Raw genomic sequence first — 16,250 nt, 5'->3', positions numbered from 1 at the left:
TCAGCCCCCCGTCCCGAGCTTGCGCAGGGCCGGGCCGGGGTCCACCACCAGCCGGTCCAGGCCCAGGTCGGCCCGGCCCAGCCCCAGGGCCAGGCCCAAAAGCTGCGTGAAATAGAACACCGGAATGCCGAAAGCCCGGCGGCGGCTGGCGGCGATCTGGTCCTGGCGCAGGTCCAGGTTCATCTGGCACAGCGGACAGGCCACGGCCAGGGCGTCGGCGCCCAGGTCTGCGGCGGCCTCCAGCAGCCGGCCCGACAGCTCCATGACCAGATCCTTGCGCGGCACGCCGTAGGACGCGCCGCAGCATTCGGTCTTGAAGGGGAAGGCCACCACCTCGGCCCCGGCGGCTTCCAGGAGCTGGTCCATGGCCACGGGGTTCTCGGGGTCGTCGAAGGCCATCAGCCCCGGCGGGCGGTGCAGGATGCAGCCATAGTACGGCGCGACCTTGAGCCCGGCCAGGGGCCGGACCACGGCAGCGGCCAGGGCCGCGGGCCCGGCCTGCTCATGCAGCGCCTGGAGCAGCGACACGGCGGGCAGCCCGCCTTCGCAGGGCGTGGACAGCAGCGCGTTGATGCGCGCGCGCCGGTCGGGGTCGTCCAGGTCGCGCGAGGCCGTGCGCAGGTTGACCAGGCAGTTGGGGCACGGGGTGACCACGCCGCCGAAGCCGCCCTGGCGGGCCAGGCCCAGGTTGCGCGCGGCCAGGGCTCCGGAAAGCACCGTATCCACCGCGTGGGCCGGGGAGGAGCCGCAGCAGCTCCAGTCGGGGATCTCGGTCAGCTCGATGCCCAGGACCGCGCAGCAGGCGCGCCCCGAACGGTCGTATTCCACTGCGGTGCCTTCCAGGGAGCAACCGGGGTAGTAGGCGAAGGCGGGGCTCATTTCTCCAGGCCCTCCCGGTAGCGGCGGAAGATCTTCTCGACCTCGTCCCGGCCATGGATGTCGCGCGCGCGCAGGGCCAGCTTGCCCCGGGTCAGGGCCTTGGGGCCGAGGTCCATGTCCGCCAGGCGGCGCGAGCGGGCGATGAAGCTCATCATGGTGCCCAGCTCGAACACCCGGCCATGGCGCATCACCGACTGCAGGAAGCTGTCCTGAAACTGCTTGATCTGCTTTTCGGGGGCGTAGCCCTCGCGGCGCGAGATGTGGCGCAGCACTTCCATGATGCGGGCCACGTCGATGTTGTTGGGGCAGCGGGTCGTGCAGGTCTTGCAGGTGGCGCAGATCCAGATGGAGCTGCACGCGAGTACCGTCTCGCGCTGGCCCCATTGCAGGGCGCGCATGACGCTGGAGGCCGGCAGGTCGTAGGCGAAGGTGAAGGGGCACCCGGCGGTGCAGTTGCCGCACTGGTAGCACAAGGTGAGGTTCTGGCCGCTCTCGCGGGCAACCTCGGCCACGAACTGCATGTCGCAGGAGTGCGTCAGGTCGAGGACGGTCACGGTGCGGGCTCCTCCTTGGGGCGGCCTTGCGCGCGGCGCGCGGCGCATGTCACACAAAAGGCACAATTGGCATAATCGACGCCATGATTTTTGGCAATACGAAAATTTTTACTCCTTGAATTTCTCTTTCGAAAAACATGCGCCGTCGGAATCCACCCCGCTCTACTCCAGCCAGTCCACCAGCGGGGCCCGGCGCAGGGGCACCCGGCGGTAACGGAAGCGCGGCTTGCCGAGCATGATGGCCGCGAACACGCCGTGCCCGGGGGCCACGCCCAGGGCCCGGGCCAGGGGCGGATGCTCGCGCGCGGCCTCCATGAGGAACCCGGCCCAGCAGGCGCCCAGGCCCCGGGCATGGGCCGCCAGCTCCAGGTAGGCGGCGGCGGCGCAGCAGTCCTCGGCGGGGTTCAGCCCGTCCAGGGGCGCGGTGGCCACGGCCACGTGGGGGGCGCCGCGCAGCACGCGGTCCTCCCCGGCGGCCCAGTGGCGCTGGATGCCCGGGAACAGGCCGCGCGCGGCCATGTGCTCCACCACCATCCCGGCCAGGGCGCGGGTGCGCCCGGGCGTGGCGCTGACCACCCAGCGCACGGGCTGGCGGTTGTGGGCGCTGGGGGCGTGGGCGGCCACGGCCAGCAGGCCCGCCAGAACCGCGCGCTCCAGGGGCTCGGGCCGGTAGGTGCGCACCGAGCGGCGCGAGGTCAGGAACAGTTCGGCCCGCTCGGGGGCCAGGCGCTGGCTGGCGGGCAGCGGCGGGCAGTCGGCCGGGGCCAGCCCGGGGGTCACGGGCAGCTCGGGCAGGGTCAGGGCGCCCACGGGGCACACGGCCACGCAGTGCCCGCAGCCGATGCACATCTTGCGCGCCGCGCGGCGCAGCCCGGGAAAGCCCTGGGCGTCGGGAACGACGACCTCGAAGGGGCATTCGGCCACGCACGCGCCGCAGCGCTTGCAGATATCGGTATTGCAGAACATGGCGGGCTGATACGCATCGGCCCCGGGCTTGGCAACCCCCCGGCGCGAAAACGTCACCGCGCGGCCCCGGCGCCGGGCGCGCTCACTCGGGCACCACTCCGGCCAGGGCGTGCTCGCGCAGCTCCACCCATTTGCCATCGGCCTCCAGGTACACGAAGCTCTCGGTGGACGTCACCCCGCCCACGGCGGCCAGGTCGTCCACCAGGAAATGGCGCAGGGCCTTGCGCGAACCCACGGACACCTCCACCAGCAGATCGAAGCGCCCGGTGACGTTGATCACCGACTGCACCCCGGACATGGCGGCGATGCGCCGGATGATCTCCTCGTTGGCCGGATGGTCCAGGCAGATGCCGACCATGGCCGAAATCTGGCTTTCGAAGAACAGCGGGTCCACCGAGGCCGTGACGCGCAGGTATCCGGCGCGCATCATGCGTTCGGTGCGCAGGCGCACCGTGCCGTCGGACACCCCCAGCCGCTGGGCGATGCGCTTGTAGGACTCGCGCCCATTCCTCTGCAATTCGGCAATGATGCCGTAGTCCGTGGCATCCAGGGTCAGGGTCTTGCCGTTCAACTCGCACCCTCCTTGGGGCTGTGGTCCCTTGCGCAAGGGGCCACCGTATCCTCCGCAGCCGCCCGGCGTCAATTTGCTCCGCGCCCGGCCCCGGGCCGCCCCGCCTTGGCCTTGCGTTTTGCGCAATAACATGGCTAACAATTTCTTGACAACGAATTTTCAAAGCCGGTATTTCTTGCTTTGCGAACAGCCCTTCAACCGGAGAACGCCCATGCCACACCCCCTGCTCGACTCCCTGGCCCGGCAGGCCGCCGCCCTGCGCGACCAGGGCCTGTACAAGCGCGAGCGGGTCATCGCCTCGCCCCAGCAGGCGGCCATCACCCTGGCCGGAGGCCGCGAGGTGCTGAACTTCTGCGCCAACAACTACCTCGGGCTGGCCAACGACCCCCGGCTGGTGGCGGCGGCCAAGGCCGCGCTGGACCGTTACGGCTTCGGCATGTCCTCGGTGCGCTTCATCTGCGGCACCCAGGACGTGCACCGCGAGCTGGAAGGACGTATCTCCGCTTTTCTGGGCACCGAGGACACCATCCTCTACGGCTCGTGCTTCGACGCCAACGGCGGGCTGTTCGAGGCCCTGCTCGGCCCGGAGGACGCCGTGGCCAGCGACGCGCTCAACCACGCCTCCATCATCGACGGCATCCGGCTGTGCAAGGCCGCGCGCCTGCGCTACGCCAACAACGACATGGCCGACCTGCGCGCCCGGCTGGCCCAGGCCCGCGACCAGGGCGCCCGGCATGTGCTGGTGGCCACCGACGGCGTGTTCTCCATGGACGGCACCCTGGCCGACCTGGGCGCCCTGTGCGACCTGGCCGCCGAGTTCGGGGCCCTAACCATGGTGGACGACTCCCACGGCGTGGGCGTGCTGGGCGCGGGCGGGCGCGGCACCCACGAGCACTGCGGGGTCCTGGGCCGGGTGGACGTGATCACCGGCACCCTGGGCAAGGCCCTGGGCGGGGCCTCGGGCGGCTACGTCTCGGGCCGGGCCGAGGTGGTGGACTGGCTGCGCCAGCGTTCGCGGCCCTATCTCTTCTCCAACACCCTGGCCCCGGTCATCGCGGCCACGTCGCTGGCGGTGCTGGACATCCTGGCCGACTCCGGGGCCCTGCGCGCGCGGCTGCACGCCGCCGCCGCGCGGTTTCGCGCGGGCATGACGGGGGCCGGGTTCCGCGTGCCGCCCGGGGTCCACCCCATCGTCCCGGTGATGCTGGGCGACGCGGTGCTGGCCCAGCGCATGGCCGCGCGGCTGCTGGACGAGGGCATCTACGTGGTGGGCTTCGCCTACCCGGTGGTACCCCAGGGCGCGGCGCGCATCCGCGTGCAGCTCTGCGCCGCGCATACCGACGAGCACGTGGACCGCGCCGTGGACGCCTTCACCCGCGTGGGGCGCGAGCTGGGCGTCGTCAGCTAGGAACAGGAGCACAACGCCATGACGACCATGAAAGCCCTGGTCAAGGCCGAGGCCCGGCCCGGCATCTGGATGCAGGACGTGCCCGTACCCGAGATCGGACCCAACGACGTGCTGGTGCGCGTGAAGAAAACCGCCATCTGCGGCACGGACGTGCACATCTTCAACTGGGACCAGTGGGCGCAAAAGACCATTCCCGTGCCCATGGTCGTGGGCCACGAGTTCATGGGCACGGTGCAGGCCGTGGGCGCCGAGGTGCGCGGCGTGGCCCCGGGGGACCGCGTGTCCGCCGAGGGGCACGTCACCTGCGGGCACTGCCGCAACTGCCGCGCGGGCAGACGCCACCTGTGCCGCAACGCCGTGGGCATCGGCGTGAACCGCCCGGGCTGCTTCGCCGAGCTGGTCTGCGTGCCCGCCGCCAACATCTTCCGCCTGCCCGACAGCGTGCCCGACGAGGTGGCGGCCATCCTCGACCCGCTGGGCAACGCGGTGCACACGGCCCTGTCCTTCGACCTCGTGGGCGAGGACGTGCTCATCACCGGCGCCGGGCCCATCGGGGCCATGGCCGTGGCCGTCTGCCGCCATGTAGGCGCGCGCCACGTGGTCGTCACCGATCTGAACCCCTACCGCCTCGACCTGGCGCGTAGCATGGGCGCCACGCGCGCCGTGGACGTCGGCCGCGAGGACCTGGGCGCCGTCATGGCCGAGCTGGGCATGACCGAGGGCTTCGACGTGGGCCTGGAGATGAGCGGCAGCCCGGCGGCCTTCAAGAGCCTGCTGGCGCTGATGAACCACGGCGGCAAGGTCGCCCTGCTGGGCATCCTGCCCGGCGAGACGGCCATCGACTGGGACCAGGTGGTCTTCAAGGGCCTCTTGCTCAAGGGCATCTACGGCCGCGAGATGTTCGAGACCTGGTACAAGATGGCGACCATGCTCCAGAGCGGGCTGGACGTGGCCCCGGCCATCACCCACCGTTTTACGGCGGACGAGTTCGCCAAGGCATTCGAGGTCATGCGTTCCGGCAGGTCCGGAAAGGTGATCCTCGACTGGACGTAGGTACGGTACGCAACTGACACCCGGCGGACGGTCCGCCGGGGCTCCTGCCTCCTCCTCCCCGGGAAGGGCCCTTGCGCGGTCGCAGCGTGGGGGCCCTTCCTTCATGGGGCGACCCGGCCCCCGGGGCGGGGCGCGCACCCTGCGGGGCGGCGGCGCCGAGGCCCCGCGCTCCCCGGCCCGGCCGACCGCATTCGGAACGCCGGGCGCCCCGCCCCCGGGGGCATGGCCCTGGCCTTGGTTCTTCCAGCAAGTGGGGGCTTGAGGGGGAGGTTTCGGGCAGGGCCATGCTCCCGGAGGCGGGGCGGCAGGAGGCGGGCGGCGCGCGGCGACCGGGCCGTGCCATCAGGAGTGCAACGTGATGCGCCACGCGCCGCCCGCACCTCCCTTGAATCATCCCCGCCGCCCCGGGGCAAGTTAAGATACCCCAAGAAATATCCCGCGCCCTGAACCCGGACGCGCGCACGTCCGGCGCCACCCCCGCCGGGGCCTGCGCCCCGGCCTGCGCCCCCGCCGGGCGCCCTTGCGCCTCCGCCCGGCTCCCGCCTGGCTCACGCTCCCGCCCTGGCCCTGCGTCCGCCCTGCGCCCCGCAGGGCGCCCTTGCTCCGCCGCCCGGCTCCCGCCCTGGCCCTGCCCCGCTTCGCCCCCCTGCGGCCCGTTCCGGCCATGCGGCCATGGATGCTCCGGCCGGGCAACGCCGCCCCCCGTCAGGGGAAAATCAAGATTTTCAATCAATCATTCCAGACGATTGCAAACAAAACACACATTCCCGCCCCAAGGCCCCTCAAGGCCCCGGTTCAAGCCTTTGGCAATCACGACGAATGGTCTGGCACAGGCCTCGGGGGAAACCCGCGCAGCTCTCCCCCCGGCGCCTGGACGGCACAAGGCATGGACGCACTTCAATCATTCAATGGAGGGAAGAGAGTATGTCACTGGTCATCAACCACAACCTGAACGCCATGACGGCGGCCCGCAACCTCGGCACGGCCTATTCGGCCCTTTCCGTCTCCACCCGCAAGCTGTCTTCGGGTCTGCGCATCGGCGAGGCCGCCGACGACGCCGCCGGCCTGGCCATCCGCGAGTTGATGCGCTCGGACATCGCGTCGCTGAACCAGGGCGTGCGCAACGCCAACGACGCCATCTCGCTGATCCAGACCGCCGACGGCGCCCTGGGCGTCATCGACGAAAAGCTGATCCGCATGAAGGAGCTGGCCGAGCAGGCGGCCACGGGTACCTACAACTCCGACCAGCGCCTGATCATCGACTCCGAGTACCAGGCTATGGCCTCGGAAATCACCCGTATCGCCAACGCCACGGACTTCAACGGCATCTACCTGCTCAACGGCAACCTCTCCGGCTCCGCCAGCAGCTTCGACGGCTCGGGTCTGGTGTCCTCCGGCCCGCTCAAGGTCCACTTCGGCACCTCCAACGACAGCGCCGAGGACTACTACTACGTGCAGATCAACTCGGCCACGGCCTCGGCCCTGGGCGTGGGCAACGCTGCGGACCCCACCAGCGACGGCTACAGCATCTCCACCCAGGAGGGCGCGCAGAAGGCCCTGGACGCCATCAACGAGGCCATCGTTTCCAAGGACAACATCCGCGCCAACCTGGGCGCCGTCCAGAACCGCCTGGAGAACACCGTCTCCAACCTGTCCATCCAGGCCGAAAACCTCCAGGCGGCCGAGTCGCGCATCTCCGACGTGGACGTGGCCACGGAGATGACCGAGTTCACGCGCCAGCAGATCATCACCCAGTCGGCCACGGCCATGCTGGCCCAGGCCAACAGCATGTCGCAGCTGGCCCTGCAGTTGCTGGGGTAGCCCTGCCGGGAGCGGCCACCGCGTGATCCGGGCTCCCGGCTCCGGCCTTCCGGCCAGGACCGCCCCGCCCCCCGCCCGGGGGCGGGGCGGATTTTTTTCCGCGCCGCATGGATGCCGGGCGCCCCCCGGCGCGTATATCCATGCAGGACGGCGGCGATTCGCCCTCGCCGCCGCCCGCAACCGAACCGCACATGCACACCTTCAGCCGCGCCCCCTGCTCAGCCTGACGAGCGGGGGGCGCTCCTCTTGCGGGCAGGAAATTTTCCCGGCCCATGGATGAACCGCCCCGCGCCGCCCGTATCACCAAACAGACGCCGGACTTTCCGGCGCGCCCGGGCCGTGGCCCGGCCCGACCCAAGGACACGACACCACGGCGCACGCTCCCGCCCTCCGGCGGGCGCGCACAACAAGGAGGTTGCACCATGTCGCTCGTCATCAACCATAACCTCATGGCCATGAACGCGGCCAGAAACCTCGACCAGGCCTACGGCAAGCTCAGTACGTCCACCCGCCGCCTGTCCTCGGGCCTGCGCATCGGCACCGCCGCAGACGACGCCGCAGGTCTGGCCATCCGCGAGCTGATGCGCGCGGACATCTCGACCCTGAACCAGGGCGTGCGCAACGCCAACGACGCCATCTCCATGATCCAGACCGCCGACGGCGCACTGCAGGTCATCGACGAGAAGCTGATCCGCATGAAGGAGCTGGCCGAACAGGCGGCCACGGGCACCTACAATTCCGACCAACGCCTGATCATCGACTCCGAATACCAGGCCATGGCCTCGGAAATCACGCGCATCGCCATGGCCACGGACTTCAACGGCATCCAGCTGCTGGACGGCACCCTCTCGGGCATGGAGGCCAACCACGACGGCTCGGGGCTGTCCTCCGTGGGCCCGCTGAAGATCCACTTCGGCACGGGCAACGATTCCAGCGAGGACTACTACTATGTGCGCATCGGCGAGTGCACGGCCTCGGCCTTCGGCCTGGGCAACTCCGCCGACCCCGCCAGCGCCGGGTACACCATCTCCACCCAGGAGTCCGCCCAGCTGACCCTGGACGCCATCAACGAAGCCATCATCTCCAAGGACAACATCCGCGCCCACCTGGGCGCCATGCAGAACCGGCTGTCCAACACCATCTCCAACCTGGAAATCCAGGCCGAAAACCTCCAGGCCGCCGAATCGCGCATCTCCGACGTGGACGTGGCCACGGAGATGACCGAGTTCACGCGCCAGCAGATCATCACCCAGTCGGCCACGGCCATGCTGGCCCAGGCCAACAGCCTGCCGCAGCTGGCCCTGCAGTTGCTGGGCGGCTAACCCGCCCGCGCGCCGCCGCCGCCGCCGGAGCCCCGGACGCCCGGCGGCGGCGCGGGCCCGCGCCCTGCCTGCGCCATGCCGACCTTCGATTTCCCCCGCCTGCTGCGCATGGTCCGCGCCGGGGCGGACGAACGCCTCGTCCGCCTGGCGGCCCTGCGCCAGGCCCTGCGCCGCGCCGCATTGCGCCGCGCCCCCTCCACCGCCCTGCCGCCCTGCCCGCCCCCGGGGCTGCCCCCGGGGCCGCCCCCAGGGCTGCCGCCCCTGCGGTTGACCCTGGCCCTGCGCGCCGTGCTGCGCCTGCTGGGCCTGGGCGGGCCGCGCGTGGCGCACGTCCGAGCCCTGCCGCCCCTGGCCCTGCCCGCGCCGGACCCTGTGCCCGAGGCCGACACGGGCCGGGTGCTCGACGTGCGCGAGGGCGCCGGGCCGTCCGGCGCCGCCCGGGGCGCAACCCCGGGGCCGCGCTCCTGACGGCCCCACCCCCCTCCGCACGCCACACGAAACCGCCCGGCGGGCAAACCCGCCGGGCGGTCGTGCTCCCGGCTCCCTTCCACAGGGAGCACAGGGAAGATCGGCCCCGGCGCGCAGGAGGGAATTGTGGCGCAACCCCGGCGCGCGCCGGGGCCGATCAACTGTCTGGCGCAGACTCCGCCCCGGGGCGGCTCAACTGCTGGTGCTCGGCAACTGGTCGATGAGCGAATCCAGGGAGGTGTCCAGACTCTCGTAGGACGACAGGGTCGCCTCCAGCTTGGCATACATGGTGCGCAGGGTGCGCTCCTTGAGTTCCAGGCGGGCCTCCTCCTCGGCAATACGCTTTTCGGTGTTGTCAACGATGGTCTGGTAGTTGTCGGCGATGATGTTCAGGATGCCGCTTTCGGAATCGGTGATGTTGGCCAGGGAGGCCACCATCTCGGCAATGGTACCCTGCTTGATGCGCACCGTGCCCGTATAGCTGCCGTCATCCATGGTGTGGACCTGCAGGACCATGCCTGCGGCGGCGGTGCCCGCGGCGCCGGTAATGCTATTGCCGCTGACCGTCGCGGCCTCGCCGTTGATGGTCGCCGCGATGATGGCCCCGCCCGAAATCTCGTAGGCCACCTCGTGGTCCCCGGGCTCGGTGATGCCCGAGATATTGGACACATGCCCGAAGTCCGAAGACATGGACACGCCCTCGTTGTCGGCCACGAACAGGTCGGCCACGGCCAGGGGGTCCTCGGCCAGGGCCTGGATCAGGGTCAGGCCCGCCCCGGGGTCGGTGTCCAGGACGAGCATGCCGAAGGTCTCGGAACTCTCGTCGGTGTCGGTGACGATGCCGATCTGCGCCAGGCTGGTGAACAGATCGCCGCTGCCGGTGGCCTCGTCGTAGTAGCTGAAGCCCAGGGCCCTGGAGGCCGTGATGCTCTTGAGGTTCTGCTTGATCATGTCCACGCCGTAGTTGCCGGTCATGATCGAGCCTTCCACGCTTTCGCCTTCGTCGCTCACGGCGGTGAGTTCGTCGATGAGCGCGTAGATGGTGTTGAGCGAGTCCATGAACGAGACGATGGTCTCGTACATGGCGTCGGTGTCCACGGCCACGGACACGCTGACCCCGCCGGAGCTGGACACCCCGCGCAGGTTGAGCGTCAGCCCGTCCAGCAGGTCGGTCACGGTGTTGGTGGCGCGCTCGATCCACTGGTCCTCGCCCGAGGGGTAGCCGTCCACCTTGAGCCAGGCGTTCTTGGCGACCTGGGTGTTCTCGAAGTCCTCGGGGGCGTAGCCCTCGATGGAGCAGTCGGTGATGGCCACGGCGTTGTCCGCGCCCTGGTCCATGCCGTAGAGTTGCAGATGGTAGGCGCTGCCGTCGTTGAGCACCGCCGCGCGCACCCCGGAGTTGGACAGGGTGTTGTTGTTGATGATGTTCACCAGCCCGGACAGGGTGGTGCCCGCGGGCACGTCGATGGTGTACTCCTGCCCGCCGTAGGAATAGGTCATGGTCGCGTCGGTGTCGGTGATGGAGTCCGAAGAGGACGCCTCGCCGGTGGCTGAGTTGACCCAGATGTCGTTGCAGGCCAACTGCCCGACGACCACGGTGTGGTTGGCCACGTCGGCGTCGCCCGTGGCCGTCACCGTCAGCGCGCTGGAGTCGGAGACCGACACGTCCATGGTCACGAACTCGGCCTTGGTGTCCATGGCCTTGAGGGCCGTGCGCAGGGCAAGCAGCTCCGTGTTCAGTTCCTGGAGCACCTCGACCTTCTCGGCCCAGGTGTCGCGCCAGCTCTCGAGCTGCGTCAGCCGGAAGCTCTCGGCGGTCATGGTCGCTTCGATGATGGAATCGAAGTCCGTGCCGTTGCCAAGGCCCGTGAAATAGATGGCTCCCGAGGAGTATTCGGCCATTGTCGCCTCCGCTGGGCCGCCCGGGCGGCCCGATGGACCGGGTGGGCCTAGAGCAGGTCCACCATGGACAGGGTCATGATCTCGGCGGAGGTTTCCACCACCGAGGTATAGGCAGTCTGGGCCGCCTGGAGCTTGGTCATCAGCGTCACCAGGTCGGCGTCCTCGATGGCGCTCATGAGCTGGGTATCGGACTCCTTGCGCAGGACTAAAGCGGCCTCGATGCTCGCCAGGCGGGACTCGCGGGCGCCAACGCTTGCCGCGCCGCGCAAAACCGTCTCCTGGGCTGTGTCCAGATCCACCAGGCACTGGGCCACGGCATCCATGTCGTTGGTCTCCAGGGCGGCCACGAGCCTGCCCATGGTCTCGAAGAGGTTGCCGCCGGACACGGCGCTGGCCTGGGTGCTGCCCACGGCCTGGTAGAGCCCGCCGAAGATGTCCTTGCCCACGTTGTTGACGACCACCGAAGTGCCGTCGGACACGGCCACGGCAATGTCCGCCTCTTCGGGCACCAGGGTGAACTGGTCGCCCGCGTAGAGGTCGGTGCCGCCGCCAGCGGTCAGGGTCAGGGTGCCGCCGGGCACGGTGAGCACGCCCCCGGTGGCCGAGTTGCCCGTGACCCACGAGGCGCCGCCGTCGGTGCTGTAGGAATAGGCGATGGCTGAGCCCAGGTCCGCGTCGGCGTCGATGCGCACCACGACCTTGGAGGCGAAGACGCCGCTGGCCGTGGCATTCACCGGAGAGCTGCCCGCATGGCGCACCACGGCGCCGTCCTTGGCGTCGCCCTGGTACAGGGCGGCGGGGCGCACGGTGAGCGTGCTCTGCCCGGCGGCGTCGGCCTCGCCGCTGACGGCGGCGCCCGAGGCCAGGGTCACGGAACAGGAGCCCAGGGTCAGGGTCGTGTCCCCGGCGGCCAGGGTGGCGGTGGTCCAGGTGGTGCCGCCGTCAGCGGACCAGCGGTATCCAAGGTCTGCCGCGCCGCCCACGGTGCCCGAATCCAGGAATTCCACCTGCACCGTGTGCGTGGCGTCGCCGGAAACCGCCAGCACGTCGGCCCCGGCCAGGGTCGGCCCCGCTACGTCCGCCGCCAGGGTCAGCACATACGCCGAACCGTCGGTGCGCTGGCCCGCGAAGATGCTGTCGCCCAGATACTCGGTGTTGGCCTGGGTCAGCATCTGCTCCATGAGCTGGCGGACCTCCTCGGCGAGTATCTCGCGCTGGGAGGCGGAAAGGGTGCCCGTGGCGCCCTGCTCGGCCAACTCCTTGGCGCTGGTGATCAGCTCGCTGACGGTGCCCAGGGCGTCGTCTGCGGCGGCCAGGGCCGCCGAGGCCATGTCGATGTTCTTCTGGTACTGCTCCAGGACGGCCAGATGATTGCGCAGTGAAAGCACCGTGGCGGTGCCCGCCGGGTCGTCGCTGGGGCGGTTGATGCGCTTCTCCGAGGCGTTCTGCTCGTTCAGGGCATAGTAGCGCGCCAGGGCGGCGTTGGTGTTGCGGATGACCGACGTGTAGACCATGCTGTTGGTGATACGCACGGGCAATCCTCCTAGGACTTCAACGCGATGAGCGTTTCGAACATTTCCATGGATGTCTGGATCATGGTCGATGCCACCTGGTACATGCGCTGGAACTGCTCGATGCGGATCAGCTCCTCGTCGAGGTTTACGCCGCCGATGGACTCCTGCTGGTCGTAGAGGGCATCGGCCAGGGCGGTGTAGTAGGTGGTGTTGAACTTCGCCGTAGAGGCTCCGGAGCCGGCCTTGGAGACCAGGGTGCCGAAATAGTCCTGAAGCGAGGAGGTGCGCGAGGCGCCCGCGCTGGTGGTCACGGTCACGCTCTTGTCGGCCAGGGCCGCGATGGCCGTGGCCGTGGCGTTGCCGCCCGCGTTGGCGTCGCCCGTGGCGTCCACCGTCGTGGCGTTGACCCGCGAGGGGTCGGAGACCAGCGGGTTCAGGGCGATGTTCGAGGCGTCGGAGCCCGTGAAGTAGGTATTGATGCCCAGGGCGGCCAGAAGCCCGCTGGAATCCCCGGCGAACTGGAACTCCACGCCGTCGGCGGCGGAAAGGCTCAGTACGCCGTTGGTCACCGTGGCCGTGAGCTGGCCCGGGAAGCTGGCGTTGACGGCGGCGGCCACGTCGTCCAGGGAGTGCACCGCCGGGTCGAACACGGCCACACCCGGAGGCACGATGGAGGAGAAGTCCAGGTCCGTCACGCCCAGGGCCTCACCGCTGGCGGCGTCGTACAGGGCGATGGACAGCGCGCCGGACTGGACCCGGCCCGCGAAGGCCAGGCCGCTGTCGGCCAGGACTGCGGAGGAATCCGTGGCGGCGTAGGTGCCGGTGACGGAAGTGAAGTTCGTCAGCCCCGCGCCCTGGCTGTGGGCGAAGTTGGTCTCCCAGATGATCGAGGCGGCCAGGGCGTCCAGCTCGCTCTGCCAGGTGCCCAGGGACTGGTCGCGCGTGGTCAGCAGCCCGGCCAGGCTGCCGCCGGTCAGGCGCGAGGTGTTGTCCGTGCCCGCGCTGGACACGCTGGTCACGTTCATGAAGGACGAGGTGTTCTCGTACCAGTAGACCCCGCTCTTGGCCATGACGGTGAAGGTGTCGCCCTTGGCCAGGGCCCCCGAGGCCGCCGCGCCGGAGTCGCCCGTGGCGCCGAACCAGATCTGCACGCCGTCCACGGTCACGGCGCCGCTGGCGTCGTCGGCGGTGAACAGCTGCACGTTGCCGCTCGCGTCGGTGAGCCAGGTCTTGCCGCCGTCGTAGGACACGCGATAGGTGGCCGCACCCGCGCCGCCGTCGGCGCTGCCCGCGCTGACCACCTGCAAGGTGATCTCGTTGGACGAGGAGCCGTCGAAATACACGGCGCCGTCGAAGGTCGAGGCCGCGGTCAGCGACGACCACGCCTTGGGTCCCTCGTAGCGCAGCTCGAAGGTGGACGCGCCGTCCACCAGGGTCTGCCCCGAGCCCAGGAACACCGTGACCTGCCCGTTGCCCTTGTAGACGACGTTCACGTCCACCAGCTCGGCGAGGCTGCGCACCAGCGCGTCGCGCTCGTTGAGCAGGCCGTTGTCGCCGGGGCTGGCGATGAGGCTCTTGTTGACCTCGCCCAGGCGCGTGATCAGGGCGTTGGCCTCGTCCACGCCCTGTTCGATGGCCTCGTTGATGAGCTCCTCCTGGCGGGCCAGGTCGCCGCTCATGTCGCAGAGCACGGTGGTCAGGGTACTGGTGGCGGCGTTGAGCGCCTCGCGCACGGCCAGGTCGGACGGATACTGGGTCACGGTTTCCCAGGCGGAGAACCAGTTGGTCAGGGCCGCGTCCAGCCCCGACTCCGAGGACTGGTTGAAGACGTTCTCGATGCTGGTCAGCCAGCTCGAAGCCGTTTCCCAGCGCGCGGCGCTGGCGCTCTGGGCCAGGAACTGGCGCTCCACATAGGTGTCGAAGCAGCGTTGCAGCTCCGCGACGCTGACCCCGGTGCCCACCAGCCCGCCGCTGGTGGTCAGGTACTGGGTATCGGCAAGGCTCACCGTCTGGCGGCGGTAGCCCTCGGTGCTCGCGTTGGCGACGTTGTTGGAATAGACGCTCAGGGCGTACTGGGCCACGCTGAGCGTGTTGCCGCCGATGGTCAGCAGGCTGTCGGCCATGGTCGTGCCCTCCGGCCCGGGGCCCGCGCCCCCGCCGCGCGCGGCGGGGGGCGGGCGCGCGGGGTGTTGCTAGCGCTTGAGCCCGATCACCGTCTGGAGCATCTCGTTGGCCGTGGTGATGATTTTGCTGCTGCCGTCGTAGACGCGCTGCAGGGTAATCATCTGGACCATCTGGGTGGCCATATCCACGTTGGACTGTTCCAGGGTGTTGGAGCTGATGGTGCCCAGGCTGGACGTGCCGGGGGTGCCCATGATGGCCTCGCCGGAGTCGCGGGTCTGGGAGAAGAGGTTGCCGCCCTGGCGCTGCAAGCCGTCCTGGTTGGCGAAGCTGCACAGGGCCACGACCCACAGGTCCTCGATCTGCCCGTTGGAGTAGCGCCCGGTGATGACGCCGTTGGTGTCCACGCTGATCTCCAGCAGGTAGCCCGAGGTGTAGCCGTCCTGGGCCTGGGTGCGCGTGGTGGTGGACGAGTCGTAGCTGGTGGTGGACGAGGTTTGCAGGTCGGGCTCCAGGTAGTTGCCCACGTTGGCGTAGCTGGTGCCCACGGCTGCCGCCGTGGCGGCCATGGTCGCGCTCCAGCCCGTGCCGGTGATGTTCTTGGTACCCATGCCCAGGTTCAGCTCGATGGGCTGGGCGTTGGCCTCGCCGGTGGCGCTGGCGTTCTCCGCGCCCGTGAAGTTGGCGGTGAAAACGGGGAAGCCGTCGTCGGAGAAGTCCGCCGGGGTCCAGTTGGCCAGGTTGCTCATGTTGCCCGAGGCGCCGCTGGCCAGGGTGTAGGCGGTCATGCCCTTCATCTCGCCCGAGGAGCTGAAGGTCATGGTGCCCGTCATCAGCAGGCCCGCCGCCGAGGTCGTGGACAGGGCCGTGCCGTCGATGGTCCGCCCGTCCTCGGAGGGGTCGCAGGTGACGATGAATTCCCACACGCTGGTGCCAGCCGTGCCGTCGGTGTAGGTGTCGTCGCCGACCTTGTCGAAGTAGATGGTCAGGGTGTGCGAGGCGCCGTTCTCGTCGTAGACGGTGATGGAGTTCTGGTAGGAATACAGCGCGGAGCCCAGGGGGGTGTCCTGCGTGCCGTTCCAGGCCGAGAACATGGCGAAGAACGGGTTGTCGGTGTCCACGCAGCAGTCTTCGGCGGTGGAGTCGAGGTTAAAGAGCATGCTCACGCTGCTGGTGGCGCTGGGCGGCGACTGGGAGCTGTCGATCCGGACGTTCGTGGTGGCGCCAACGGGGTTGCCCTCGTCGTCCACCACCCAGCCCTGGACGTTGTAGCCGTGGGCGTCCACCAGGTAGCCGCTGCTGTCGAAGGTGAAGTCGCCCGCGCGGGTGTAGTACACCGCGCCGTTGACCGGGTTGATGAGCTGGAAATAGCCGTTGCCGTTGATGGCCAAATCCGTGGCGCTGGTGGTGGTCTCGTAGGCGCCCTGGGAGAAGTCGCCGTAGATGGCCGACACGGTGACGCCCGTGCCCACCTGGCTCACGCCCTGGGCGGAGTTGATGGCCTGGTAGAAGGTGTCCTCGAAGGTGATCTTGGACCCCTTGAAGCCCACGGTGCTGGTGTTGGCCAGGTTGTTGCTGACCACGGACATGCCCGTGCTCGAAGTGAGCATGCCGGCGATGCCGGTGTACATGGTGCTCATGACGCTCATGGAAGTGCTCCTTGCTGGTGGC

Annotated in this window: 13 protein-coding genes; 5 read left to right on the top strand and 8 right to left on the bottom strand. The window is 69.5% G+C overall.

Going from position 1 to position 16,250, the window contains the following annotated elements:
- The 4 genes from G495_RS0106010 to G495_RS0105995 form a co-directional block, all read right to left on the bottom strand.
- Complete coding sequence (locus G495_RS0106010; protein WP_028587062.1) at positions 1-879, bottom strand: CoB--CoM heterodisulfide reductase iron-sulfur subunit B family protein; 879 nt, start codon at positions 877-879, stop codon at positions 1-3.
- Complete coding sequence (locus G495_RS0106005; RefSeq protein WP_028587061.1) at positions 876-1,433, bottom strand: 4Fe-4S dicluster domain-containing protein; 558 nt, start codon at positions 1,431-1,433, stop codon at positions 876-878. Before G495_RS0106005 ends, G495_RS0106010 begins: the two co-directional genes overlap by 4 nt.
- A 162-nt stretch (positions 1,434-1,595) precedes the next feature.
- Positions 1,596-2,399 (bottom strand): nitroreductase family protein, encoded by an 804-nt coding sequence (locus tag G495_RS0106000; protein ID WP_028587060.1) that lies wholly within the window; start codon positions 2,397-2,399, stop codon positions 1,596-1,598.
- An 82-nt stretch (positions 2,400-2,481) separates the two neighbouring features.
- On the bottom strand, positions 2,482-2,970 hold the full coding sequence (locus tag G495_RS0105995; RefSeq protein WP_028587059.1) for an Lrp/AsnC family transcriptional regulator: 489 nt from the start codon (positions 2,968-2,970) through the stop codon (positions 2,482-2,484).
- Positions 2,971-3,181: 211 nt separating this feature from the next.
- Between G495_RS0105995 and G495_RS0105990 the strand changes: the two genes are divergently transcribed.
- From G495_RS0105990 to G495_RS0105970, 5 genes are all read left to right on the top strand, one after another.
- Complete coding sequence (locus tag G495_RS0105990) at positions 3,182-4,378, top strand: glycine C-acetyltransferase (RefSeq protein WP_051445116.1); 1,197 nt, start codon at positions 3,182-3,184, stop codon at positions 4,376-4,378.
- 18 nt (positions 4,379-4,396) lie between these two features.
- The gene (gene tdh, locus G495_RS0105985) at positions 4,397-5,431 is read left to right on the top strand and encodes an L-threonine 3-dehydrogenase (protein ID WP_211234131.1); all 1,035 of its coding nucleotides are present in this window, start codon (positions 4,397-4,399) and stop codon (positions 5,429-5,431) included.
- Between the two features lie 924 nt (positions 5,432-6,355).
- Positions 6,356-7,252 carry a flagellin N-terminal helical domain-containing protein gene (locus G495_RS0105980; protein ID WP_028587056.1) on the top strand — a complete coding sequence of 299 codons (897 nt, stop codon included), beginning with the start codon at positions 6,356-6,358 and terminating at the stop codon, positions 7,250-7,252.
- A 422-nt stretch (positions 7,253-7,674) separates the two neighbouring features.
- Positions 7,675-8,574, top strand: coding sequence for a flagellin N-terminal helical domain-containing protein (locus G495_RS0105975; protein ID WP_028587055.1), 900 nt, complete (start codon positions 7,675-7,677; stop codon positions 8,572-8,574).
- A 75-nt stretch (positions 8,575-8,649) separates the two neighbouring features.
- Complete coding sequence (locus G495_RS0105970) at positions 8,650-9,042, top strand: hypothetical protein (RefSeq protein WP_028587054.1); 393 nt, start codon at positions 8,650-8,652, stop codon at positions 9,040-9,042.
- 192 nt (positions 9,043-9,234) lie between these two features.
- On the opposite strand, the gene fliD is transcribed toward G495_RS0105970, so the two are convergent.
- From fliD to G495_RS0105950, 4 genes are all read right to left on the bottom strand, one after another.
- Positions 9,235-10,944, bottom strand: coding sequence for a flagellar filament capping protein FliD (gene fliD, locus G495_RS0105965; RefSeq protein ID WP_028587053.1), 1,710 nt, complete (start codon positions 10,942-10,944; stop codon positions 9,235-9,237).
- Between the two features lie 47 nt (positions 10,945-10,991).
- On the bottom strand, positions 10,992-12,476 hold the full coding sequence (gene flgL / locus G495_RS0105960; RefSeq protein WP_028587052.1) for a flagellar hook-associated protein FlgL: 1,485 nt from the start codon (positions 12,474-12,476) through the stop codon (positions 10,992-10,994).
- A gap of 11 nt (positions 12,477-12,487) precedes the next feature.
- A complete protein-coding gene (gene flgK, locus G495_RS0105955; protein WP_028587051.1) occupies positions 12,488-14,581 on the bottom strand; it encodes a flagellar hook-associated protein FlgK in 2,094 nt (697 codons plus the stop codon).
- A 69-nt stretch (positions 14,582-14,650) separates the two neighbouring features.
- Entirely contained in the window at positions 14,651-16,228 is a 1,578-nt protein-coding gene (locus tag G495_RS0105950; RefSeq protein ID WP_028587050.1) for a flagellar hook protein FlgE, read from the bottom strand.
- Between the last annotated feature and the right edge of the window lie 22 nt (positions 16,229-16,250).

The organism is Desulfocurvus vexinensis DSM 17965 (assembly GCF_000519125.1).
Lineage (GTDB): Bacteria > Desulfobacterota > Desulfovibrionia > Desulfovibrionales > Desulfovibrionaceae > Desulfocurvus > Desulfocurvus vexinensis.
The sequence above is the reverse complement of the archived record's forward strand: the minus strand, read 5'-3'. Positions and strand labels throughout refer to the sequence as shown.